The 22924-nt window shown below is 62.4% G+C and carries 22 protein-coding genes and 1 tRNA gene; 14 read left to right on the top strand and 9 right to left on the bottom strand.

Features of this window, described 5'->3' with window-relative positions; all coding sequences use genetic code 11:
• The first annotated feature begins 25 nt into the window (after window positions 1-25).
• The gene (locus tag PQR54_RS18545; protein WP_408248174.1) at window positions 26-937 is read left to right on the top strand and encodes a DMT family transporter; all 912 of its coding nucleotides are present in this window, start codon (window positions 26-28) and stop codon (window positions 935-937) included.
• Between the two features lie 18 nt (window positions 938-955).
• Here PQR54_RS18545 and PQR54_RS18540 read toward each other — a convergent pair whose 3' ends face one another.
• From PQR54_RS18540 to acs, 6 genes are all read right to left on the bottom strand, one after another.
• Window positions 956-2218 (bottom strand): MFS transporter, encoded by a 1263-nt coding sequence (locus PQR54_RS18540; RefSeq protein WP_408248172.1) that lies wholly within the window; start codon window positions 2216-2218, stop codon window positions 956-958.
• A gap of 121 nt (window positions 2219-2339) precedes the next feature.
• Entirely contained in the window at window positions 2340-3473 is a 1134-nt protein-coding gene (locus PQR54_RS18535; protein ID WP_408248169.1) for an acyltransferase family protein, read from the bottom strand.
• A gap of 111 nt (window positions 3474-3584) precedes the next feature.
• Window positions 3585-3675 (bottom strand) — tRNA-Ser (locus PQR54_RS18530).
• A 60-nt stretch (window positions 3676-3735) separates the two neighbouring features.
• Window positions 3736-5754 (bottom strand): sodium:solute symporter family protein, encoded by a 2019-nt coding sequence (locus tag PQR54_RS18525; protein ID WP_408248166.1) that lies wholly within the window; start codon window positions 5752-5754, stop codon window positions 3736-3738.
• A 4-nt stretch (window positions 5755-5758) separates the two neighbouring features.
• Complete coding sequence (locus PQR54_RS18520; RefSeq protein WP_408248164.1) at window positions 5759-6133, bottom strand: DUF4212 domain-containing protein; 375 nt, start codon at window positions 6131-6133, stop codon at window positions 5759-5761.
• A gap of 147 nt (window positions 6134-6280) precedes the next feature.
• The gene (acs, locus tag PQR54_RS18515) at window positions 6281-8263 is read right to left on the bottom strand and encodes an acetate--CoA ligase (protein WP_408248161.1); all 1983 of its coding nucleotides are present in this window, start codon (window positions 8261-8263) and stop codon (window positions 6281-6283) included.
• Window positions 8264-8714: 451 nt separating this feature from the next.
• Here acs and PQR54_RS18510 point away from each other — a divergent pair, with 451 nt between their 5' ends.
• The 9 genes from PQR54_RS18510 (at window position 8715) to PQR54_RS18470 (ending at window position 16480) form a co-directional block, all read left to right on the top strand.
• A complete protein-coding gene (locus tag PQR54_RS18510) occupies window positions 8715-9608 on the top strand; it encodes a DMT family transporter (RefSeq protein ID WP_408248159.1) in 894 nt (297 codons plus the stop codon).
• A gap of 337 nt (window positions 9609-9945) precedes the next feature.
• On the top strand, window positions 9946-10557 hold the full coding sequence (locus PQR54_RS18505; RefSeq protein ID WP_408248156.1) for a TIGR00645 family protein: 612 nt from the start codon (window positions 9946-9948) through the stop codon (window positions 10555-10557).
• 55 nt (window positions 10558-10612) lie between these two features.
• On the top strand, window positions 10613-12136 hold the full coding sequence (locus PQR54_RS18500; protein WP_408248153.1) for a fumarate hydratase: 1524 nt from the start codon (window positions 10613-10615) through the stop codon (window positions 12134-12136).
• A 190-nt stretch (window positions 12137-12326) separates the two neighbouring features.
• Window positions 12327-12806, top strand: coding sequence for a bacterioferritin (gene bfr, locus PQR54_RS18495; protein WP_408219661.1), 480 nt, complete (start codon window positions 12327-12329; stop codon window positions 12804-12806).
• Window positions 12807-12949: 143 nt separating this feature from the next.
• Window positions 12950-13837 (top strand): glutamate racemase, encoded by an 888-nt coding sequence (gene murI / locus PQR54_RS18490; RefSeq protein ID WP_408248150.1) that lies wholly within the window; start codon window positions 12950-12952, stop codon window positions 13835-13837.
• A 216-nt stretch (window positions 13838-14053) separates the two neighbouring features.
• Window positions 14054-14290 carry a (2Fe-2S)-binding protein gene (locus tag PQR54_RS18485; RefSeq protein ID WP_012432441.1) on the top strand — a complete coding sequence of 79 codons (237 nt, stop codon included), beginning with the start codon at window positions 14054-14056 and terminating at the stop codon, window positions 14288-14290.
• A gap of 257 nt (window positions 14291-14547) precedes the next feature.
• Window positions 14548-15285, top strand: a complete 738-nt coding sequence (locus PQR54_RS18480; RefSeq protein ID WP_408248148.1) for an energy transducer TonB — start codon at window positions 14548-14550, stop codon at window positions 15283-15285.
• Between the two features lie 27 nt (window positions 15286-15312).
• On the top strand, window positions 15313-16044 hold the full coding sequence (locus tag PQR54_RS18475; protein ID WP_408248145.1) for a MotA/TolQ/ExbB proton channel family protein: 732 nt from the start codon (window positions 15313-15315) through the stop codon (window positions 16042-16044).
• A 16-nt stretch (window positions 16045-16060) separates the two neighbouring features.
• On the top strand, window positions 16061-16480 hold the full coding sequence (locus PQR54_RS18470; protein ID WP_012432438.1) for an ExbD/TolR family protein: 420 nt from the start codon (window positions 16061-16063) through the stop codon (window positions 16478-16480).
• Window positions 16481-16834: 354 nt separating this feature from the next.
• Here PQR54_RS18470 and PQR54_RS18465 read toward each other — a convergent pair whose 3' ends face one another.
• Window positions 16835-17824 carry a LysR family transcriptional regulator gene (locus PQR54_RS18465; protein ID WP_408248142.1) on the bottom strand — a complete coding sequence of 330 codons (990 nt, stop codon included), beginning with the start codon at window positions 17822-17824 and terminating at the stop codon, window positions 16835-16837.
• Between the two features lie 122 nt (window positions 17825-17946).
• On the opposite strand from PQR54_RS18465, the gene PQR54_RS18460 reads away from it, so the two are divergent.
• The 4 genes from PQR54_RS18460 (at window position 17947) to hemP (ending at window position 20338) form a co-directional block, all read left to right on the top strand.
• A complete protein-coding gene (locus tag PQR54_RS18460) occupies window positions 17947-18825 on the top strand; it encodes a pirin family protein (protein ID WP_408248139.1) in 879 nt (292 codons plus the stop codon).
• Window positions 18826-18979: 154 nt separating this feature from the next.
• Complete coding sequence (locus PQR54_RS18455) at window positions 18980-19378, top strand: OsmC family protein (protein WP_408248136.1); 399 nt, start codon at window positions 18980-18982, stop codon at window positions 19376-19378.
• A 24-nt stretch (window positions 19379-19402) separates the two neighbouring features.
• Complete coding sequence (locus tag PQR54_RS18450; protein WP_408248133.1) at window positions 19403-19885, top strand: SRPBCC family protein; 483 nt, start codon at window positions 19403-19405, stop codon at window positions 19883-19885.
• 192 nt (window positions 19886-20077) lie between these two features.
• The gene (gene hemP / locus PQR54_RS18445) at window positions 20078-20338 is read left to right on the top strand and encodes a hemin uptake protein HemP (RefSeq protein ID WP_408248130.1); all 261 of its coding nucleotides are present in this window, start codon (window positions 20078-20080) and stop codon (window positions 20336-20338) included.
• A gap of 289 nt (window positions 20339-20627) precedes the next feature.
• Here hemP and PQR54_RS18440 read toward each other — a convergent pair whose 3' ends face one another.
• Window positions 20628-22034, bottom strand: coding sequence for a 4Fe-4S binding protein (locus tag PQR54_RS18440; protein WP_408248128.1), 1407 nt, complete (start codon window positions 22032-22034; stop codon window positions 20628-20630).
• The gene (locus PQR54_RS18435; protein ID WP_408248126.1) at window positions 22031-22876 is read right to left on the bottom strand and encodes an FTR1 family iron permease; all 846 of its coding nucleotides are present in this window, start codon (window positions 22874-22876) and stop codon (window positions 22031-22033) included. The genes PQR54_RS18440 and PQR54_RS18435 overlap by 4 nt, the downstream gene beginning before the upstream one ends.
• Window positions 22877-22924: the final 48 nt, after the last annotated feature.

The following is a 22924-nucleotide window of genomic DNA, read 5'->3' as shown; positions in this document are numbered from 1 at the left end:
GGCCTTATTCGCTCGAGGTCCGTCCATGTCGAAACAAGAACGCCTGCTCATGTTGTCCGATCTGATGCTGCTCGCCGTCGCCGTCGTGTGGGGCACCAGTTACGGCGTGGTCAAAAGCGCGCTGGTGTTTTATCCGGTGCTGGGCCTGCTCGCGCTGCGCTTCGGCATCACTTTCGTGATCCTGTCGCCTGCCCTGCGGCACCTGCGCGCCGCCGACGCCCGCACGCTGCGCGGCGTGCTGGCCTCGGGCGCGCTGCTGCTCGGTATCTTTCTCTGCGAGACCTTCGGCATCCTGATGACGCGTGCGGCTAACGCCGCGTTTCTGATCAGCTTGTGCGTGGTGTTGACGCCGCTCGTCGAATGGTTGCTGCTCAAGCGCAAGCCGAGCCGCGTCGAATGGCTGGCAGTGGCGCTTTCGCTGCTGGGCGCATGGCTGCTCGCCGGCGACGGTGAACTGAGCCTCAATCCCGGCGACGCGCTGATTCTGCTCGCCGCCGTGCTGCGCGCGTTGACGGTGTGTGTGACCAAACGCGTGATGCGCGATTCGGCGCTGCCGCCGCTGTCGGTGACTGCGGTTCAGTCTGGCGTGGTGGCATTCGGCAGCGCCGCGGCCGCCTGGCTGTTTGCGCCGCAGCAGTGGCAGCCCGTGCCCTCGATTGCTGAACATGCGGCGTTCTGGGGCTATGTCGGCTATCTGGTGATTGCGTGCACGCTGTTCGCGTTCTTCGCGCAGAACTTCGCGATCAGGCGCAGCAGCCCGACACGCGTCTCGCTGCTGATGGGCAGCGAACCGGCGTTCGGGGCATTGTTTGCGTGCATCTGGCTGGGCGAGCGAATTTCGGTGACCGCGTGGGTCGGCGGTGCATTGATCGTCGCGGCGTCGATTCTGGCGACCGTGCGATGGACCGCGTTGCGTGTGAGCGCCGCGCAGGCCTGAAGCAAGGTGTTGCGTCGATCAAGGGCTCGGCGCCAGTTCCTCTTCGCGCTCCAGCGAGCGCGTGCGTCTAAGTTCCGGGAAGAAGCGCATCCAGAGCAAGGCGACCGCGACGGTCGCCACGCCGCCCACCAGCACGGCCGGTTGGGCGCCCCACCACCCCGCCGTCACGCCGGATTCGAATTCGCCCAATTGATTCGACGTCCCGATGAAAAGCGAGTTGACCGCGCTGACGCGTCCCAGCATTTCGTCCGGTGTGCGCAGTTGCACGAGCGACAGACGCACGACCACGCTGATGGTGTCCGACGCGCCGAGCACCATCAGCGCGATGAGCGACACGAGAAATTGATGCGACAGGCCGAACACGACCGTGGCCGCGCCGAACGCAATCACGCCGCCGAACATCGCCGCGCCCGGCCGGTTGCGCAGCGGGAAATGCGCGAGCCAGACAGTGCCGGCGAGTGCGCCGATGGCGGTGCCCGAACGCAACAGCCCGAGACCGAGCGGCCCGGTGTGCAGAATATCGCGCGCGAAGATCGGCAACAGCGCGGTCGCGCCACCGAACAGCACGGCGAACAGATCGAGCGACAACGCGCCGAGAATCACCGGTTCGCGGCGAATGAAGGCAATGCCCGAGAACACCGATTCAAGCGTGACGGGTGCGCGGTTCGCCGGCTTTGTCTGTAGCGAGATGCCCGACACCGCTGCGGCCGCGGCCGCGAACGACAGCGTGCAGGCGAGATAGGCCGCGCCAGGGCCGATGCCGTAAAGCAGACCGCCGAGCGCCGGGCCCGCGATCTGCGCGGTCTGATTCGCCGAGGTAGCCCATGCCGTCGCTTTTGGCAGTTGCCCGCGCGGCACGACGCCCGGCAATAGCGAAGCCACCGCGGGCGATTCGAAGGCGCGCGCCGCACCGACGCATGCGGCCAGCACATAAATCACGGGTGCGCTGATCCAGCCGCTGAAAGTGCCGACAGCGAATAACAATGCAGCGACGCTTTCGAGGCTTTGACAGATGGCCGCGATACGGCGTCGGTCGTAACGATCGGCAACCTGGCCGACGACGAGCGTCAGCACGAACATCGGCAGAAATTGCGCGAGGCCGACGAGGCCGAGTGCGAAAGCGCTATGCGTGAGCGCGTAAATGTGCCAGCCCATTGCCACGGCGAGCATCTGGAACGACAGCGACGAGAGGATGCGGGTGCACCAGAAACGTTGAAACGCGGGGTGTTTCGGCAAACTAACGGATGAGGAGCCGGGCGGTTCGGCGGGCGCTGGAGGCATGGCGTTCGTGCTCTTGACTGGGCGGGCTTGGGCGGCCGCTAGTGTAGAGCAAGATGATTTATTTTGGTTTACGGCCTTGCGCGGCATGCGTCGCCGGCAGCGACGAAACGGCTCGTCGCCTTCAGGCGAGAACCGCCGGACGCGCCCGGGTGAATCGGGATTCGACGAGCAGGTACGAGAGGCTGCCGAGCGCCGCGGTCATCACGACGCCGGCCAGTACCGCAACCAGATACGCAAGCCTGATGTCCGTGAAATTGCGTTGCGCCAGCAGCGCGATGGTGGGATAGAACGGCACGTGCCAGATGTACAGGCTATAGCTCGCGCGCCCTATTGCAGCAAGCGGCTTGAATTCCAGCGCACGCACGATCGGCGAGCGCGGAGGCGAATGGATGACCCGGTAAATCATCAACGCGACTGACACGGCTAGCAGCGTATATCCGAACGTCTGGAGCCAGGCCAGGGTTTTGAATGGGACATCTGCACATGCCAACGCTATCCAGATCGCCATGAATATCGCCACGCCGAGCACGCCTGCCGCTGCGGACTGCCTTGAACGAAGATGGGAAGGCACCAGTGCCAGCAGGCAACCTACTGCAATCGAGTCGATCCGGCAAAGCGTGAAGGTATAGATGCCGTTGTCGGAAATCCCGGCAAAATGGCACACCACTCTGAACGATATCGCCACCAGCAGGAGCGCCACGGCTGGGCGAAAGTACGAATGGAAACGGGCGACGAGAATCGGGAACACGATATAGAAATGCCATTCCACCGCCAGCGTCCAGAAATGCGCCATGGTGAAATGTTGATCGGCCAGCGCGACCCGGTCGCCGAATAACGACTGCAGGCTGGCAGTGAATGTCCATAGCAGGTATTCGTTTTTCAAGACCTTGCTATGCGGGTCGATCAGCAGCACGACAAGCGTGAATATCAACAGGCTCGCGACATAGGCCGGCAGCAACCGGATTGCCCGGCGTTGGATGAATTTCGCGTAGGACGCGACTGAATTGACGGGCCGCTTTAATAGCGTCGTGGTGATGAGAAAGCCCGAGATCACGAAAAACACGTCCACGCCTATCCAGCCGGTCGACGCAATCCGCACGATGCCGGACCATGCGCCACCCAACTCTGAGAGGCGGCTGGAAAAATAGCTCGTGTAGTGGAACAGGACGACCAGCATCATCGAGATGGCTCGGAGCCCATCGAGGCCGGTCACGTAGCGCAAGGAGCTTGCGTCTCGGATGCTATGTGTTTCCATTTGCGCATTTTACAGATTACGGAATGTTTGCGGCGGGGAGGTTTGGCGCGGCCGGCAAGAAAACAAAAAGCCGTTGAATCCTTGGGGATTCAACGGCTTATCATTCGTTCCTGGCGGAGAGACGGGGATTCGAACCCCGGATAGGTTATTAACCTATACACGCTTTCCAGGCGTGCGACTTAAACCGCTCATCCATCTCTCCGGCGGGGAGCCGAATTATAGCAAACTTCGCGCGCCGCGCCATACCCATGCGTGAACCGGCCTAAGGATGCCGGATATAGTCCACCAGCGCCCGCGTATAAGCGTCCGGTTTCCGGTCGATCAGACTCACGCCGATCGCCACCAGAAACCCCGCCGGCACGCCGAATACGCCGGAGCTGATCGGCTCGATCCCGAACCACCTCGCGCCGGCAAAACCCGTCATCTGCGTGAAGAACGGGTACGTGGAGACAATGTAATAGATGCACACCACCAGCCCCGCCACCATGCCCGCCACCGCGCCGAGCCGCGTGGTGCGCTTCCAGAACACGCCCAGCACCAGCACCGGAAACAGACTCGAAGCCGCCAGCGAAAACGCCGCGCCCACCAGAAACAGAATGTTCCCCGTATTCAGCGACGCCACATACGACGCGAACAACGCCACCCCCAGCAACAGAATCTTCGAGATCGTCACGCGCCGCTGGCTCGACGCGTTCGGATCGACCATGTGGTAGTACACATCGTGCGACAAGGCATTGGCGATGGTGAGCAGCAAACCGTCCGCGGTGGAGAGCGCCGCGGCCAGAGCACCCGCCGCTATCAGCCCCGACATCACATACGGCAGCCCCGCAATCTCCGGCGCGGCAAGCACGACCATGTCGGGCTGCATCTGAATCTCGCTCCAACGCACGATGCCGTCGCCGTTCGTATCGGCAAGGCTGATCAGGCTCGGCTCGACCTTGCGCCACTGCATGAGCCACTGCGGTAAGTCGGAAAAGTGATGGCCGACCAGGTTGGTCAATATCTCGTACTTGATCAGCACCGCCAACACCGGCACCGTCAGATAGAACAGCGCGACGAAGAACAGCGTCCATCCGACGGAGCGTCGCGCCGACGCGACCGAAGTGGTCGTGTTATAGCGCGTCAGAATATGCGGCAGGCTCGCCGTGCCGAGCGACAGGCACAGCAGCAGCGAAAGAAAATTGCGTTCGTGGATGCGCCGGTCTTCATCACTCACGGCGGGGAACGGCTCATGCATCGGCACCGGTGCGGCGGCGCGCATCAGCATTTCATCGCGTCGCTGGGTCCAGACGATCTGCGCGGCGGCGGCATCGCGTGGAAACTGTTCGAGCGACCGCTCGCGCTCCTTGATCTCGCGCAGCGGGCCGTTATGGCGGCGTAGATCGGCGACTTCCTGCGTGAGACGCAGCTTCTCGTCGACGAACGATTGCGGCAACGTGTCGAGCCGCATCTGCATCAACGCGGCACGGCGGCGATAATCGTCGCGCACGGTCTGCTCGAGCGGCGCATCGCGCACCTGCTTCTCGAGGCCTTCCACACGCTCCATCAAGCGGCCGTAATTGAATTGCGGCACCCAGCCGAGGCCGTCCTTGTGCGCGATCATCGACACGGGAATCAGAATCGCCGCGATCAGGATGATGTACTGCGCGACCTGCGTCCACGTCACGGCACGCATGCCGCCGAGAAACGAACACACCAGAATGCCCGCCAGTCCGCAGAAGATGCCGACGGCAAAATCCACGCCGATAAACCGCGTCGCAATCAGCCCGACGCCTTGGATCTGCGCGACCAGATAAACGAACGAACACAGAATCGCCGCCAGCGCGGCAAGGCCGCGCACGGCGTTGCTCGAAAAACGCGTGCCGAGAAAATCGGGAATCGTGTAGCGCGCGAGCTTGCGCACATACGGCGCGAGTAGGAACGCGACGAGACAATAGCCGCCGGTCCAGCCCATCAGATACGCGAGACCGTCATATCCGGTCGCATAGATCGACCCGGCGAGGCCAATGAACGAGGCCGCCGAAAGCCAGTCGGCCGCCGTCGCCATGCCGTTGAATGCGGACGGCACGCGCCGCCCCGCCACATAGTATTCGACCAGATCGGAAGTGCGCGACAGCAGGCCGATCACCGCATACACCGCGATCGGCACGAACAGGAACACATAGCCGATCCACACGCCAGGACCGGTGGTGCGCTCGATGCGCCACATCACATAGATGAAAAGCAGGAAGCCGAGCGTGTAAAGGGCGTAGGAGCGGATCAGCCGGTTCGTGAGCTTCATCGGCTCAGTTTCCGCGCGCGACGGACGCGTCGGCGCCGACGCTAGCGCTGGCGTCGGCGTCAAAGGCGCGTTTCAGCTGCCGGTCGGCACGCTGCATCAGCACGATATACACGACGATGAGCGCCAGATAGATCAGGATCGCGCCCTGCGCGCCGAAGTAGAACGGCAGCCTGAAGCCGCCGATCCGCACCTGCGCCAGGGCTGGCGCCATCAGCGGCAACACGAACGACACGATGAAGCCCAAGGTCATCAACGTCGCAATCAACGCGAGGTTGAAGCGCCAGTACTTTTGATGCGCGCGCGCCATCGCTGGCGAGACCGCGGGCGGTTCAGGCAGGGGATTGAGCGTAGCGTGAGATGAGTGGTGCGGCGCGGCCATGCGCCTATGTATCAAAAAGCCACCGGGCAGGCAATCGGGATTGTCCGCCCAGTGGCTTCAATAACGCGGCTTCACGACCAGCAATCTGCGTGGGACCAAGGATCTTGGTTCGATGCGCCCTTGCTCGTCACACAGACTCATGCAAGCTTAAAGCGACTCGCCGAGCTGATCGAGAATCGCCGGGTTCTCCAGCGTCGATATGTCTTGCGTGATTTCCTCGCCCTTCGCGAGCGAGCGCAACAGGCGGCGCATGATCTTGCCCGAACGCGTCTTCGGCAGGTTCTCGCCGAAGCGGATGTCCTTCGGCTTGGCGATCGGACCGATCTCCTTGCCGACCCAGTTGCGCAGTTCGTTGGCCAGCTTCACTGCTTCTTCGCCTTCCGGACGCGCGCGTTTCAGCACGACGAACGCGCACACGGCTTCACCGGTCGTCGCATCGGGGCGCCCCACCACAGCGGCTTCCGCGACGAGCGGGTTCGACACCAGCGCCGACTCGATTTCCATCGTGCCGAGCCGGTGGCCCGACACGTTGAGCACGTCGTCGATGCGGCCCATGATCGTAAAGTAGCCCGTGTCCTTGTCGCGCACCGCGCCGTCGCCGGCGAGATAGAGCTTGCCGCCGAGTTCCTCGGGGAAGTAGCTCTTCTTGTAGCGGTCCGGATCGCCCCACACGTTGCGCAGCATCGACGGCCACGGACGCTTCACCACCAGAATGCCGCCCTGCCCGTTCGGCACGTCCTGACCGGTTTCATCGACGACCGCGGCCATGATGCCCGGCAGCGGCAACGTGCATGAACCCGGCACCAGAGGCGTCGCACCCGGCAGCGGCGTGATCATGTGGCCGCCGGTTTCGGTTTGCCACCACGTATCGACGATCGGGCAACGGCTGCCGCCGACGTTCTCGTAATACCAGATCCACGCTTCCGGGTTGATCGGCTCGCCGACCGTGCCGATGATGCGCAACGTGGACAGGTCGTAGCTCTTCGGATGCACTTTCTCGTCGGCGTCAGCGGCCTTGATCAGCGAGCGGATCGCGGTCGGCGCCGTGTAGAACAGCGAGACCTTGTGCTTGGCGATCATGTCCCAGAAGCGGCCGGCGTTCGGATACGTAGGCACGCCTTCGAACACGACCTGCGTGCCGCCGAGCGTCAACGGACCATACGTGATGTAGCTATGGCCGGTGATCCAGCCGATGTCGGCGGTACACCAGAACACATCCGAGGGCTTCCAGTCGAAGGTCCACTTCAGCGTTTGCGCGGCCCACAGCAGATAACCGCCGGTGCTGTGCTGCACGCCCTTCGGCTTGCCGGTCGAACCGGACGTGTACAGGATGAACAACGGATGCTCGGCGCCGACCCACTCAGGCGCGCATTGATCCGACTCGGCCTGCGTGAGTTCGTGCATCCACAGATCGCGGCCTTCGTTCCATGCGACCTTGCCGCCGGTGCGCTGATAGACGATCACGCTCGTGACTGCTTCGCAACCGCCCATTGCCAGCGCTTCGTCGGCGATGTTTTTCAGCGGCAAGGCTTTACCGCCGCGCATCTGTTCGTCGGACGTAACGAGCGCGACCGCGCCCACGTCCACCAGCCGCTCATTGAGCGACTTCGACGAGAAGCCGCCGAACACAACCGAATGTGTCGCGCCGATCCGTGCGCATGCCTGCATCGCGACGATGCCTTCGATCGACATCGGCATATAGATCACCACGCGGTCGCCCTTCTTCACGCCGCGCTTCTTCAGCGCGTTCGCGAAGCGCGACACACGTTGCAGCAGATCCTGATAGGTGACGTTGGTGACGGTGCCGTCGTCGGCTTCGAAAATGACCGCGACGCGCTCGCCGTTGCCGGCCTCGACGTGACGGTCGATGCTGTTGTACGACGCGTTGATCTGGCCGTCTTCGAACCACGTGTAGAACGGCGCGCTCGATTCGTCGAGCACTTTGGTGAAGGGCGTGTTCCAGCTCAGCGTCTCGCGTGCGAGGCGCCCCCAGAAACCTTCGTAATCGCGTTCGGCCTCGGCAGCCAGCGCGCGGTACGCGTCCATTCCGGAGATCGCGGCACCTGCCGCTGATTCAGCGGAGGGAGGGAAAACACGGCGTTCGTGAAGAACCGATTCAATCGCAGACATCGACAACCCCTTGGTGAAGATGAAACGTAAAACCTGTGCCGGCGCGCCTGTCGCGCGCCCTCTGTCTTGTTGACGCCGCAACGAGCGGCGCTGTCTCCAAACCTCGCGCTTCGATCTCCGATCAATGCGCCGCGGCTCATCCGTCTGCATGTATCGTTCATGCGGCACCGCAACATGAGTGCATGCCAAACGACGTTCCGCTCTCACGCTCAAACATAAACGCCGCAACTTACCGGCCACTTACGCACAAAGCGCCGGACTGCCAGCGAAAACCCTAACGCGGCTCATGCGAATCCAGCGTCGAGTGATGAATGCAGCCGAAGCAACGCATGCTACGCGCTCCGTGACGATCATGTGTCTGAATCCACGCATGGCTCGAGCGAGGGGCGCCTTTACGCTGCCTCGCACGGCCTCTTACAATGCTAACTGAACTAGCCGTCTGGATTCCAGCTTGAATCGTTACTCCCTGCTTCTCATCACCTCGATGCTGCTGGTCGGCAGCAATGTCGGAATTGGTAAATCGATCGTCGAGTTCCTCCCCGTCCCTCTGTTCGCGCTGCTGCGCTTCGTGATCGCGATGGCAGTACTGTGGCCGCTTCTGCGCGTGTCCAGACTGCGCCGCGTGAAGCGCGACGAATGGTTCAACCTGTTCTTGCAAGCCCTGTTCGGCACGTTCGGGTTTACGCTGCTGATGCTCGGCGGCGTGCAACGCACGAGCGCGGTCGCGGCCGGCGTCATCACGAGCACGATTCCCGCGGTCGTCGCATTGCTCTCGTGGCTCATCCTCAAAGAGCGTCCGAACGGTCGGGCACTCGCGTCGATCGCACTGGCGATCGTCGGCGTGGTCGTCATCAATCTCGCGCACGTGGATCAGAACTCGGGCGGCGAGACGTCGTTCGCGGGCAACCTGATGGTGCTCGGCGCGGTGTGCTGCGAATCGCTTTACATCATCCTGTCACGGCGTCTCACGCAAACGCTCGCGCCGATCGACATCTGCGCGTACACGCATCTCTTCGGCCTTCTGCTGATGCTGCCGCTCGGCGCGAGCGCGCTGCTCGACTTCGACTATCGCGCTGTGCCGCTCAGTGTCTGGACGCTGGTGCTGTGGTACGGACTATCGGCCAGCATCTTTTCGTTCTGGTTGTGGATGAAGGGCATCCGTCATGTGCCGGGCAGTCTCGCGGACGTGTTCAGCGCCGTGCTGCCCGTGGCGGCCGCGATCTACGGCATCGCATTTCTCGGCGAGCGGCCCACCTTCGCGCACGGTATCGCGCTCGCCTGCGTGGTCACGGGGATCGGGCTGGCGAGCCTGAAGGTCAGACCGGTGCCGCCGGTGGCGTCGTGAGCGTTTAAGGCCTGGCCGCCAGCCGCCATCCGCGGGGTGGGTGGCCAAGCGCGCCGCCTGCCGAAGCGCCGCCACCCTGCCCGCCGCACCGCAGCAAATCCACCCGACGCTGTACAATAGCGCGCCTGCTACGAGCTTTTCCGGTCTCTCTTGGCCGTGCACCGTGCCGTCCGCGCCGGGTTTGCGTACCTGATCCGCCGCGTATTTACCACGCGTGTGCCGCATGTTTGCCATGTATGTGCCATGTATATGCCGCGTATGTGCATGCCGCGCCGGTGCATTTAGTCCGCGCATTTAGTCCATGTTCCGTCACCTGCGTTTCGTCTGACTCTTGCCCATGTCCGCTCCGCGATCCGACTCCGCCCATCAGCGCCGCCCGATGCGCCCGATTCCTTCCATCATCTTCATGAGCCGCTGGCTGCAGCTGCCGCTCTATCTGGGCCTGATCGTGGCCCAGGCCGTCTACGTCGTGCTGTTCCTCAAGGAAGTCTGGCATCTGGTCACGGCCTCCATGACGCTCGACGAAACCAACATCATGCTGGTCGTGCTCGGTCTGATCGACGTGGTCATGATCTCGAACCTGCTGATCATGGTGATCATCGGCGGGTATGAAACGTTCGTGTCGCGCCTGGGCGTCGAGGGTCATCCGGACGAACCGGAATGGCTCGACCACGTGAATGCCGGCGTGCTCAAAGTCAAACTGTCGATGGCGCTGATCAGCATCTCGTCGATCCATCTGCTGAAGACCTTCATCAGCCCCGACCAGAATTCGACGCATACGATCATGTGGCAGGTGATCATCCACGTCGCGTTCCTCGTCTCGGCGCTCGTGATGGCGCTGGTCGATCGCCTGACCACGCATACGCATCCCAAACATTTCGAAGAGCCCGCCGTCTTGCACGCCGTGGGCTCCGTTAAAGGTTCCACTCCCCTGAAGGCGCACGACTGACCCGCCCTGCCCGGCGAGTCCGACAACAAGCGCCACCGTCCCCACTGAGCTAGCCATGACCGTCATCAAACAGGAAGATCTGATTCAGAGCATTGCTGATTCGCTTCAGTACATCAGCTACTACCATCCGCTCGACTACATCCAGGCACTCGGCCGCGCCTACGAGCTCGAACAGAGCCCCGCCGCGAAAGACGCCATCGCGCAGATTCTCACCAACAGCCGCATGTGCGCCGAAGGCAAGCGCCCGATCTGCCAGGACACCGGCATCGTCACGGTGTTCGTGAAGGTCGGCATGGACGTGCGTTGGGACGGCGCGACCATGGGCGTCACCGACATGATCAACGAAGGCGTGCGCCGCGGTTACCTGAACCCGGACAACGTGCTGCGCGCGTCGATCGTGAGCCCGCCGGAAGGTGGCCGCAAGAACACGAAGGACAACACGCCCGCCGTGATCCACTACGAGATCGTGCCGGGCGACAAGGTCGACGTGCAGGTCGCGGCCAAGGGTGGCGGCTCGGAAAACAAGTCGAAGTTCGCGATGCTGAATCCGTCGGACTCGATCGTCGACTGGATTCTCAAGACCGTGCCGACCATGGGCGCGGGCTGGTGCCCGCCGGGCATGCTCGGCATCGGCATCGGCGGCACCGCTGAGAAAGCGATGGTGATGGCGAAAGAATCGCTGATGGATCCGATCGACATTCAGGACGTGATCGCACGCGGCCCGAAGGACTGGATCGAAGAGCTGCGCGTGGAACTGCACGAGAAGGTCAACGCGCTCGGCATCGGCGCGCAAGGTCTCGGCGGTCTCGCCACCGTGCTCGACGTGAAGATCATGGCCGCGCCGACGCACGCCGCGTCCAAGCCGGTCGCGATCATCCCGAACTGCGCGGCTACGCGTCACGCGCACTTCACGCTGGATGGTTCGGGCGTTGCCAAGCTCGAAGCGCCGTCGCTCGACGCATGGCCGAAGGTGCAGTGGGAACCGGACACCGAAAAGAGCAAGCGCGTCGATCTGAACACGCTCACGCCGGAAGAAGTCGCCGCTTGGACGCCGGGCCAGACGCTGCTGCTGTCGGGCAAGATGCTGACGGGCCGCGACGCGGCTCACAAGCGCATCGCCGATATGCTGGCCAAGGGCGAGAAGCTGCCGGTCGATTTCACGAACCGCGTGATCTACTACGTCGGCCCGGTCGATCCGGTGCGCGATGAAGCCGTCGGTCCCGCGGGCCCGACCACGGCAACGCGCATGGACAAGTTCACCGAGACGATGCTGTCGCAGACCGGCTTGATCTCGATGATCGGCAAAGCGGAACGAGGCCCGGTCGCCATCGAGGCGATCAAGAAGCACAAGGCCGCGTATCTGATGGCCGTGGGTGGCGCGGCGTACCTCGTGTCGAAGGCGATTCGCAGCGCGAAGGTTCTCGCGTTCGAAGACCTCGGCATGGAAGCGATCTACGAGTTCGACGTGCAGGACATGCCGGTGACGGTAGCCGTCGATTCGAACGGCACTTCCGTTCACCAAACCGGCCCGAAGGAATGGCGAGCAAAGATCGGCAAGATTCCGGTCGCGACGGTTTGAACTATTGACATCCGCTGAATAATTCAAAGCCGGGGCGTTAAACCCCGGCTTTTTTTATGATGAAATGAGAACGGTACGCATCACGCGAAAAACCCTCTGAAATCAAGCGAAAATCTGCTTTTTTGCCTTGGCTTTTTGCGGTTCGCCGTTTATTGTTCTGGGAAATTCAAAGCCCCTATAAGGACACACCATGCAAGGCGACAAAAAGGTCATCGAATATCTCAACTCGCAGTTGAAGAACGAACTGACCGCCATCAATCAGTACTTCCTGCATGCGCGCATGTACAAGCACTGGGGTCTGGAGAAACTCGGCAAGCACGAATACGACGAATCGATCGGCGAGATGAAGCACGCCGACTGGCTCATCGAACGCATTTTCATGCTCGACGGTCTGCCGAATCTGCAAGACCTGCACAAATTGCTGATCGGTGAGGAAACGAAAGAAATCCTCGAATGCGATTTGAAGCTCGAACAGATTTCGCAGAGCACCTGTAAAGAAGCGATCGCGTATTGCGAAACGGTGCGCGATTTCATCTCGCGTGAAATCTTCACGAAGATTCTCGACGACACCGAAGAGCATATCGACTGGCTCGAAACGCAAATCGACCTGATCGACAAGGTCGGCATTCAGAACTACCAGCAATCCGCAATGGGATCCGTCGAGTCCTGACCGACCCGCACTGCACCCACCCGCGCGCCGTTCATGGCTCAGTTTATTTGCGATGACCCACGCCGCGCGGGCGATATACTTGCGCACCTTCCCGTTTTTCCGAGTGTCCCTTGAGCGCCGTGCCGCACGCGTCCTCGCCGTCTATGCCCGCAGAATCCTCCTCCGCGAATACAGGAATGTTCACGTCTGGCGCCGGAACGCGCGCACCGGTCGGCATTTTCGATTCGGGGCTGGGCGGATTGTCGGTGTTGCGGGCGGTTCGGGCGCAACTGCCTGACGAGGCGATCCTGTATGTCGCCGACTCGCTGTATGCGCCCTATGGCGAACGCGACGACGACTTCATCGCCGACCGCACGCTTGCGATCGGCGAATGGCTCGTCAAGCAAGGCGCGAAGGCGCTGGTCGTCGCCTGCAATACGGCCACCGCGCAGTCGATCGCGCTGGTTCGCGAAAAGCTGCCGATTCCTTTGGTCGGCGTCGAACCCGGCGTCAAGCCCGCCGCGCTGCAATCGAAAACCCGGGTCGCCGGCGTGCTCGCTACACAAGTGACACTGCGCAGCACCCGCTTCCAGACGCTGCTCGAACGCTACGCCGCGGATTGCCGCTTTCTCTGCCAGCCGGGCCACGGGCTCGTGCAGGCCGTGGAACGCTGCGACGTCGGCTCCGCCGAGTTGCGCGCGCTGCTGCGCGGCTACCTGCAGCCCATGCTCGACGCGGGCGCGGATACGCTGGTGCTCGGCTGCACGCACTACCCGTTTCTCGATGCGGCGATTCGCGACATCGTCGGCGACCGGCTGATGCTGATCGACACGAGCGTCGCCATTGCGCGGCAACTGGAACGCGTGCTCGACCAACATGGTTTGCGCGCGGCGCCGCAGACTGCGGCCACCGTTCCGCCCCGCTTTTTTTCCACGGGCGACGGCACCCACCAGCAGCAATTGGCCGCGACCCTGCTGCATATCGACGCGACGGTCGAAACGGTGTCGATCCCCTCGCGCCGCACGGCAGCACCAGACTCCCAAGCGGCATAAAGCGCCGCCCAAGCGCCGTTTTTGACGTCCCAACGGGGGCTTCGGCAGGGTTTTCAGGCCATTTCGCGCGCCGCCCGCCAACTACGCCCGCCACCGCCCCATAGACGAAACCCTTCTAAGAGTCTGGTTTTGTTACAAAAAATCACGCTGGACGCTTGCCAAACGACCCAAACAAAATGATAATAATTCGCATTAACGTTAGCTATGACGCCCGCCATGATTGTCTGTGTCTGCAAGTCTGTTTCTGACCGAAAGATCCGTGCTTCGATCGAGGAAGGCATGGATTCGTTCGACGAGCTCCAGTTCGAGCTCGGCGTCGCATCCTGCTGTGGCAAGTGCGCCGATTCCGTGCGCGACGTCATGATGAAAAGCGGCGTCTGCGCAAGCCGCTGTGGTTTCGAGCATCACCCGCAAGCTGTACCGCTGACGTTTTACGAACGCAAGGCGGCCTAAGCCAGCTTTTCAAGGCGCGGCTCGCTCCGCGCCTCGGGCGTTGCGCGCCCAATGCCGTTCTCGCTGTTCAAGCGTTATCCCACTGCCGTCAGCAAGCCAGTATTCGTACCAGCCAGCTACCCGCTCACCCGTCACAGGAGTTCGAGATGGAATTGCTGATTGGTTTCGTGACTACTTTGTTCATTTCGCTGCTGATTTTTCGAACATGACGATGTCCTGTCTGACGCGCTGCATCGACAGCGCGGCGCCACGCTAACATGCCGGCCTCGCCTACCGTTTCAGCCGGCGCCATGCCGGCTTCGTCTACCCGACCGAACTCCCGCGTCCTGACCGCAACCGCGGTGGTTGCAGCGATTCACGTCGCGCTGCTTGCCGTGGTGATGACCTTGCGTCATGAGCCCGTGCAGCCCGTGCTCGAATCGCGCGTCATGACCGCGCAGTTGCTGCCGCCGGCGCCGGTTGCCGCGCCGGTCGCGATTCAATCGATCGCGCCGCCGCCACCCACGCCTACGCCGCCGGTTCGTACCAAGCCGAAGGTCCAGCCGAAACCGACTCCGACGCCCAAGCCGACGCCTACGCCGCTACCGGTGGCCGCCGCGCCGTCGCCGACGCCCGTCGCCGCACCCGATCCGACGCCGCCCGCGCCTGCCGCACCGGTTGCGCCGCCCGCCCCTGCTGCTCCGGCGATCGGCCGTCAGACGATGGAAATCAGCGCGCCCAAAGACATTTCGCACCTCTCGTGCAATATCGCCAAACCGGAATATCCGCCGCTTTCCAGACGCCGCGGCGAGACTGGCTCGGTGATCGTGAGTCTCGTGGTCGGCGCAACGGGCAAGCTCGAAAACATCGCTCTGAAAAAGAGCAGCGGCTTCAGCCGCCTCGACGACGCCGCGCTCGACGCACTGCGCGCGAGCGCCTGCCAACCCTATCTTGAGAACGGGCAGCCAGTACGGGTCCCGACCACCCAGCGTTACGACTTCAATCTGAACGATTGAGGCAGCTTTTAAAAAAAAGGAATTGCAATGCAAAACTACGGACTGGCGCACGTCTGGGCGCAAGGGGATTTCGTGACGCGCGGCATCGCGCTCGCGCTGTTGATCATGTCGGTGATGTCGTGGAGCGTGATCGTCATCAAAGGCTGGAATGTGATGCGCCTGAACCGCCTCACGAAGAATGCCGAACAGGCGTTCTGGCATTCGGACGATCTCGCCGACGGCGTGAAGAAGCTCGGCGCCGGTTCGTCGACGCCGCAGGACAACCCGTTCCTCGCGCTGGCTCTGTCGGGCCAGGAAGCGGCCGATCACCATCATCAGACGCAGCCGCATCTGCATGACCGTATGGATGTGTCGGACTGGGTCACGCGCTGCCTGAAAGACACGATGGACGAAAGCGTCGCGCGCATGCAGAGCGGTCTCGCGATTCTCGCGTCGATCGGCAGCACGGCACCGTTCGTCGGCCTGTTCGGCACGGTGTGGGGCATCTATCACGCGCTGCTGGCCATCGGCGCGAGCGGCCAGTCGTCGATCGATCAGGTCGCCGGTCCGGTCGGCGAAGCGCTGATCATGACCGCGTTCGGCCTGTTCGTCGCGATTCCGGCGGTGCTCGGCTACAACGCGCTGACGCGCGCCAACAAGGCCGTGGTCGCCAAACTGAGCCGCTTTGCGCATGGCCTGCATGCATTCTTCGTGACGGGCGCGCGCCTGTCGTCGTCCAAGCGCGGCGACGGCCTGCGTCTCGCCGCACGCGCGAACTGATCGACGAGGCACTCCGATGGCAATGAGCCCCTTCGCCGGCGACGATGACGACGGCCTGATGAACGAAATCAACATGACGCCGCTCGTCGACGTGATGTTGGTTCTCCTGATCGTCTTCATGGTGACGATTCCGGTGATTCGTCACGCGGTCAAAATCGATCTGCCGCACGCAAGCAGTCAGAAAGAAGACACCAAGCCGGCGCAAGTTACGGTCGCGGTCGACGCGGACGGCAACGTCACGTGGGACGACAAAAAGGTCGACGAAGCCGCGCTGAGCGCGAAGATCGCGCAAGCCGCGCAAGCGAACCCGCAACCCGAACTGCATCTGGACGCGGACCGCAAGGTTCCGTACGAGAAAGTGGCGCAGGTGATGGCGGCCGCACAAGCCGGCGGCCTCACGAAGATCGGCTTCGTGACCCAACCGAAAAGCAAGTAATGTGCTGAATAGCCCTTGAAACAGGGGCCAAAAAGTAAAAGGCCTTCATCGTCAGATGAAGGCCTTTTTTTGTGCGCACTCGGCGCCTTCGGGCGGCGGGATCATTTGCCATCGGTCGAAGATTGATAGCTACTCGAATCACCGCATGCGACAGCCGTGATCGACACGGACAGCGCGGTCAGCCCTATCAGGCCGGCTATGATAGCGGCCATGAGTTTCCGCATAAGAGACTCCTTAGCGAAGGGATTTCACTATAGGCCCGCGAGCCCGCGCAATCAAGCAAACGGCCATTGAAAGTACTCATGACAAGCCACGCTTAAATGCTAAAAGCGATGCCACGGCCCGTAAGACGTGCTATGACGCGATCGCGAACATCGGCTGCGCGGTCGCGGCCTTTTCCTCGCGCGCGGGACACTCGCCCATGATGTGTTTGCCGTTGTCGGGGTCGAGCATCTCGACCAGATAATCGACAAAGGCGCGCACGGCCGGCACCATTCCCTGCCGCGACACGAATACGGCGTACAACTGCGGCGTCGGAAAGGTCCAGCCCGGCATCACCGGCGACAATTGCCCGGCTCGTAGCGCGGGGCCGTACATCATCTCCGGCAGCGCCGCGATACCGACACCGGCGAGCACCGCTTCGCGGATCGTCATCAGATCGGCGGTCACGAGGCGCGGCTCGTGTTCGTGCGCATGACGCGTGCCGTCGGGCGCGATCAGGTTGTAGACGTGGCGTCCGTCGCCGGTCGGCACGTCGAGCGTTTCGAAACCGTTCAGGTCGGCCGGCAGCAACGGCGGCGCGTTCTGCTGCAACAGGCTCGGCGCGCCGACCAGCATCTGCTGCGTGCGCCACAGCGGCCGCACCACGATGTTGGCGTTTTCGGGCGGATCGGAACGCACGCGCAGCGCGACGTCGATCGAATCCTCGAACAGATCGACTACGCGGTTCGTCACGCGCATCACCACGCGCACTTCCGGATAGCGATGCATGAATTCGGGCAGGATCTGCGACAGGATGGTCTGCGAGATCGTGACCGGCACGCTGACGCGCACCGTACCGCGCGGCGACGAGCGCAGTTGCTGGACGACGTTGACGGCCGCCTGCGCCTCGCTCAGCATCGCCTGACAATGCTGATAGAACAGTTGACCGGCTTCGGTCAACGCCAGCTTGCGGGTGGAGCGCTGCAGCAGCCGCACGCCGAGCGACGCCTCAAGCTCGGTCAGCCGGCGCGACAGGCGCGACTTGGAAATCCCCAGCACGCGCTCGGCGGCCGAAAAGCCGCCATGTTCGACGACCTGCGAAAAATACATCAGGTCATTCAGATTGTGTGAATCGATCTTCATCTCATCGTTCCAGTAATAGAACAATCCATTGCGTGAGGACGGCTGGCACCCCCGAAAACGGTCCCTATAATAGCTCCATGTTTCAAAAATAACGCTATTCCCGATTTTTTGAGGTGACTTTGATGAGCACGACCCGCACGATCGAACGCACTTTTCCGGCCGTTCGCACGACCGAGGGTGGCGGCTTTATCGTCCACCGCCCGTTTCCGACCCGCCTGTTGATGGACTTCGATCCGTTCCTGCTGCTCGACGAAATGGGCCCGATCGACTACGCGCCGGGCGAGGCGAAAGGCGCGCCCGATCATCCGCATCGCGGCTTCGAAACGGTTACGTACGCGCTCGAGGGCGAGTTCGGCCACAAGGATTCGGCGGGCCACTCCGGTACCCTGCGCGCCGGCGACGTGCAGTGGATGACCGCGGGCGCGGGCGTCGTGCACAGCGAGATGCCGGACCCGTCGTTCGTCCGCACGGGCGGACGCGTGCACGGCATACAGCTGTGGGTGAATCTGCCGCGCCGCGACAAGATGATCGCGCCGCGCTACCAGGAAATCCCGTCGGCGAGCATTCCCGTGGCGACGTCCGCGGACGGCAAGGTGCGCGTCAAGGTGATCGCCGGCGAAGCGCTTGGCGTCAAAGCGGCAATCGAAACGCGTACGCCGATTCTGTATCAGCATTTCTCGCTGCAACCGGGGGCTACGATCCAGCAACCGGTGCCGGCCGACTATCGCGTGTTTGCGTACAGCTTGTCCGGCATGGGCTTCTATGGCGAAGGCGAAGCGCGTCAAGAAATCGACGCGCAGAAAATGGTCGTGTTTCAGAACGATGGCGACTCCGTGACGCTCACGGCCGGCGCGGAGCCACTGGAGGTGCTGCTACTGGGCGGCGTGCCGCTGAAGGAGCCCGTGGTGCGTTACGGCCCGTTCGTAATGAACACGGAAGACGAGATCCGCCAGGCTGTCGTCGACTACCAGGCCGGGCGCATGGGTGCGATCACGCACTGAATCGCCAGGGGCGCGGCGCGATCCGTTTGCATCGCAACCCAGGGCGCGAAGGCCGGTAAATTCGTTCACAATAGCAATTCAGGCCGCGCGCCACGCCGTTCACTTATAACGGGCCGTGGCGCGCGGCAATTTCCGTCCCTGTTCAGGAGCGCGCATGGCAGAGTCCACCGTCACCGCCCACATCGGCTCGACGAATTTCCAGGTTCTTTTCGACGACGGCAAGCACACATGGCTTGCCGACGAACCCGAGTCGCTCGGCGGCGGTGATCGCGGGCCGACGCCCGTTTCGCTGTTGCTGTCGAGCCTCGGCGCGTGCACGTCGATTACGCTGAAGATGTACGCTCAGCGCAAGGACTGGCCGCTCGCCGACGTGCGCGTGACGCTCTCACTCGAAACCAGCGACGCGGGTACGACCATCGACCGCAAGATCGTGCTCGAAGGCGATCTGTCCGACGAGCAGCGGGAACGGCTTTTGCAAATAGCCAATGCATGCCCGGTTCACAAGATCCTCACGCATTCGATCACGATCCGTTCGGGACTCGCCGTCGCTTAAACGCATTCATAGGAAGCCGTCGTTTTGAATTTCGAACACCTTATCCAGATCAACGACCCGTTGAATCCGTTTGTCGAATCGATGACTCGCGAGCAATTGTGGGAAGGTCTCGTGCTGCGCGCGGAACAGCCGCAGCTGTTCGTGATCGGGCTCGACAGTTGCACGATCCTTTCGCGCCAGGGCAACGTACTCGAACGGGAATTGCACTACGGCCAGGCCACGGTGCGCGATCGCGTCACGCTCGCGGAAAGCCAGAGCGTGCGCTACGACATTCTGCCGACGGCCGACTACGTTGGCGGCTCGCTCACCATGACCATCGAGCAACCGGACGAGCTGCAGTTGTTCCTGCGCTTCGAATACGCGACCACGCTGCCCGAGTCGACCGACCCTGATGCGCATCAGACGCAGGAGATCGTGAAGTCGGCGTATCGGGAGAACGATATCGATACCGTTCGGCTGATTCGCCAGTTTGTGCAGGCAAAGCAGGAGCCCGGCTCGTTGCATTGAACATCGCGCGGGCGCCCTGCCCGCCATAGAGCGCAAGACCGTCGAGCGGCCAGGCGGTCCTTCTCCAGACTCTCTTCCGCCTTTTAGCCTCTCTGACTATCGAAATTCAAATCCGATCAATTTCTCTTTCTTGTAAATGGGAATAGTTATCATTTAGAATTAATCCATCGAATCGACCAACAGCAAAAACGAATGACCGATCTCACGCGCCCTTCCACACTCAGCCTGCGCCGTCCGGCGGCCGCGCTGACCAGCCGTCCGAAAACGTCGACGGCAACGGTAACCGGCCAGAAGCCTGGCGCGGATCGCACCAACGGTTCGGGCGAGAAGTCGGAGCGGGTCGTTCAAAGCGACGCCTTGCTGCAGGGACATAGCCACGTCAGCATCGTGCATAACGGCGAGACTTACCAGCTGCGGGCCACGCGCTTAGGCAAGCTGATCCTGACGAAGTAGGAACGAATAGCAGTTAGTACCGGGTATTGTGGGGACCACCTCCCAGAGAGGTGTTGGGCAGTAGCCAGCCACGACGGCTTGCACGTGAGAACTAGACCCCTTCGTGCAGACACCAAGCCAGCCGTCGCAGCAAGCCAGGCCGCTTTTTTGGTTCTCACTCGATACGGCGACACCTTCAACGTGCGTCGATCATGCGGAAAATGAAAAAGCCGTGGGATGATTTCATCTCCACGGCTTTTTGTTTGGCCAGGCGCGGACTAGTGCAACCGCGTCAAAAGCGTCGAGTACGTTACTTCGAAGCCCAGCCCCAGAACATCAGCCACCACGCGCTATCGACCACGGCCAGCGCCGCGGCGAACCACACCATCGCGAGGCCGCGTTGAACGAAACGCTCGCTATAGCGACGCGTCACGAGCCAGGCGAGCCATGCGCTCCACAGGTTGGCAATCGCCAGAATCGCGATGCGCAGATCCGACGCCCACCACAACGACACATGCTCCGCGCGCAGCAGCGACAGCGTGGTCGCCGACAGGCCGAGAAACACGCCTGCGCCGGCAATCGGAATCAGCCCTTGCGTCAAATGATGCAGACGCACGCCATTGAAGCGTCCCAGCATGCGCGTCGCGCCCATCAGCAGCACCAGCAGCACGGTGCCGTACACCAGCGCCGTAGCGAGGATGTAGCCGATCACCATCGTGCCGTCGAGCCACGAAAATACGTCGTTCTGCTCTGGGTAATGCGTGAACAAAAACCACGGCGCGTTGGTGTCGAGCGGCCACGTGATGTCGTGATCGACCAGCCAGTTCGCGAGGAAAATCTTCAGATCGACGAACCAGCGCGATGCGGTCCAGTGGAACGCGCCAATCGCGATGCCGAGCAGGCCGTAAAGGATCAACGCGGTGTCCCACGGGTTGGCCTGCTTGTCGCCCAACTGCACCACTTCCGACGACGGCGCGCGCCACGTCAACGCAATCGCGTCGCGGTGGCCGCTACAACGGCCGCACATATGGCAGTCCGATGCGCCCTTCATATTGCGCAACGGCACGAGCGGCGCGCAATTGATCGGAATCACGCGATGCCCATGCTCGCCGTTCTTGTACGAACGGCGCCATGCCTCTTCATCGACTTTGTAGTGGAACGGCGCGAGCCGCGCCAGAAGCGAAAAAACCCCGTTGACGGGGCAGAGGTATTTGCACCAGACGCGCTTCTCGCGTCCGTATAACAAGCCGATGATCATCGCCGCGAAGGTCGAGCCGCCTAACACCAGCAGCACGGCTTTCGGATACTGGTAGACGCTCACCATCTGACCGTAGATGGTGGTGATGCCGAACGCGACGAACGGCCAGCCGCCCCAGCGCATCCAGCGCGGAATCGCCCAGCCTCGGCCGTATTTGCTGGCGAATTCGGCGAGCGCGCCTTCGGGACACAGTACGCCGCACCAGACGCGGCCGAGCATGACCATCGAGAGCAACACGAACGGCCACCAGATACCCCAGAACACGAACTGCGCGGCGAGCGTCAGGTTGTTCCACAGGTGCGCCGCGTCGTCCGGCAGCGGCATCACTGCCGGCACCAGAATCAGAAACGCGTACACCGCCACCACGACCCACTGAATGCCGCGAATCGCGGCACCGTGACGCTGCATCCACTGCCCGGCCGCCGCGAGGCGGCCAGGGCGGGTCATGACCGTGCTCATGCCGTGCGCCCAGCGGCTTGCCGCGCCGGCTTGCGATTCGCCCGGCGCAGCAGCAGATACACCACGCCCCAGTACGCCGCATAGGCGATCAGATTCATCAACGCCGGGTGAGCGCGATAGCCGGTGAGCGTGGCGACCAGCGAACCGAAGGTGCTCGAATCGTCGAGGATCGCCGACGAATTCCACATCTGGTCGACGACGGTCGGCAGGATTTCCTTGTCGATCAGCTTGTCCACACCGGTCTGGAACAGACCCGCGCCGAGAAACAGCAGCATGATTTCCGTGATGCGGAAAAAGAGCCGCCACGAGAAGATCTTGCCGCCCAGTTGCAGCACGTAGAAGGTCAGGAACGCGAGCGCCAGGCCGATCACGACCGCGAGCATCTGGCTGGCGTCCACGTGACCCGACTGGCCGAAGCCGAGGCCGTACAGAAAGATCACCGTCTCGCTGCCTTCACGCGCGATCGCCAACGCCACCAGCAACGCGACGCCCCACCAGTTCGAATCGCGCTGGCTCTTTTGCAGCGACTGTTCCATGTCGCGCTTGAGCGTGCGGCCGTGCTGCTTCATCCACAACACCATCTGCACGATCAGCACGCAGGCGACCAGCACCATCGCGGTCTGGAAATAATCCTGCGCGTCGCCGGAGAGCACTTCGGTGAAACCCACCAGCGCGGCGCCGAGCGCCACCGCCGCAATCAAACCGGCTGCCACGCCGCCCCACAGGTACGGCAAACCGCGGCGCGCGTCATCGTCGCCATTTTTCAGCCACGCGTACAGGATGCCGACGACAAGCAACGCTTCGACACTTTCCCGCCACACGATGAATAGAATCTGACCCATCAAGCTCTCCCTTCTTCTGGTCTGGCGAGCGCGCGACCCGTCAGGGTT

This window comes from Paraburkholderia phytofirmans (assembly GCF_046028095.1).
In the GTDB taxonomy this organism is placed as follows: domain Bacteria; phylum Pseudomonadota; class Gammaproteobacteria; order Burkholderiales; family Burkholderiaceae; genus Paraburkholderia; species Paraburkholderia phytofirmans_A.
The sequence above is the reverse complement of the archived record's forward strand: the minus strand, read 5'-3'. Positions and strand labels throughout refer to the sequence as shown.

Coding starts and splice junctions, on each gene's coding strand:
- PQR54_RS18455 (WP_408248136.1), top strand. CDS start 18,980: ATGGCAGAGTCCACCGTCACCGCCCACATCGGCTCGACGAATTTCCAG.
- PQR54_RS18525 (WP_408248166.1), bottom strand. CDS start 5,754: ATGAAGCTCACGAACCGGCTGATCCGCTCCTACGCCCTTTACACGCTC.
- PQR54_RS18465 (WP_408248142.1), bottom strand. CDS start 17,824: ATGAAGATCGATTCACACAATCTGAATGACCTGATGTATTTTTCGCAG.
- PQR54_RS18540 (WP_408248172.1), bottom strand. CDS start 2,218: ATGCCTCCAGCGCCCGCCGAACCGCCCGGCTCCTCATCCGTTAGTTTG.
- PQR54_RS18480 (WP_408248148.1), top strand. CDS start 14,548: ATGCCGGCCTCGCCTACCGTTTCAGCCGGCGCCATGCCGGCTTCGTCT.
- PQR54_RS18520 (WP_408248164.1), bottom strand. CDS start 6,133: ATGGCCGCGCCGCACCACTCATCTCACGCTACGCTCAATCCCCTGCCT.
- hemP (WP_408248130.1), top strand. CDS start 20,078: ATGACCGATCTCACGCGCCCTTCCACACTCAGCCTGCGCCGTCCGGCG.
- PQR54_RS18500 (WP_408248153.1), top strand. CDS start 10,613: ATGACCGTCATCAAACAGGAAGATCTGATTCAGAGCATTGCTGATTCG.
- PQR54_RS18545 (WP_408248174.1), top strand. CDS start 26: ATGTCGAAACAAGAACGCCTGCTCATGTTGTCCGATCTGATGCTGCTC.
- PQR54_RS18505 (WP_408248156.1), top strand. CDS start 9,946: ATGTCCGCTCCGCGATCCGACTCCGCCCATCAGCGCCGCCCGATGCGC.
- PQR54_RS18485 (WP_012432441.1), top strand. CDS start 14,054: ATGATTGTCTGTGTCTGCAAGTCTGTTTCTGACCGAAAGATCCGTGCT.
- bfr (WP_408219661.1), top strand. CDS start 12,327: ATGCAAGGCGACAAAAAGGTCATCGAATATCTCAACTCGCAGTTGAAG.
- PQR54_RS18440 (WP_408248128.1), bottom strand. CDS start 22,034: ATGAGCACGGTCATGACCCGCCCTGGCCGCCTCGCGGCGGCCGGGCAG.
- PQR54_RS18435 (WP_408248126.1), bottom strand. CDS start 22,876: ATGGGTCAGATTCTATTCATCGTGTGGCGGGAAAGTGTCGAAGCGTTG.
- acs (WP_408248161.1), bottom strand. CDS start 8,263: ATGTCTGCGATTGAATCGGTTCTTCACGAACGCCGTGTTTTCCCTCCC.
- murI (WP_408248150.1), top strand. CDS start 12,950: ATGCCCGCAGAATCCTCCTCCGCGAATACAGGAATGTTCACGTCTGGC.
- PQR54_RS18470 (WP_012432438.1), top strand. CDS start 16,061: ATGGCAATGAGCCCCTTCGCCGGCGACGATGACGACGGCCTGATGAAC.
- PQR54_RS18535 (WP_408248169.1), bottom strand. CDS start 3,473: ATGGAAACACATAGCATCCGAGACGCAAGCTCCTTGCGCTACGTGACC.
- PQR54_RS18460 (WP_408248139.1), top strand. CDS start 17,947: ATGAGCACGACCCGCACGATCGAACGCACTTTTCCGGCCGTTCGCACG.
- PQR54_RS18475 (WP_408248145.1), top strand. CDS start 15,313: ATGCAAAACTACGGACTGGCGCACGTCTGGGCGCAAGGGGATTTCGTG.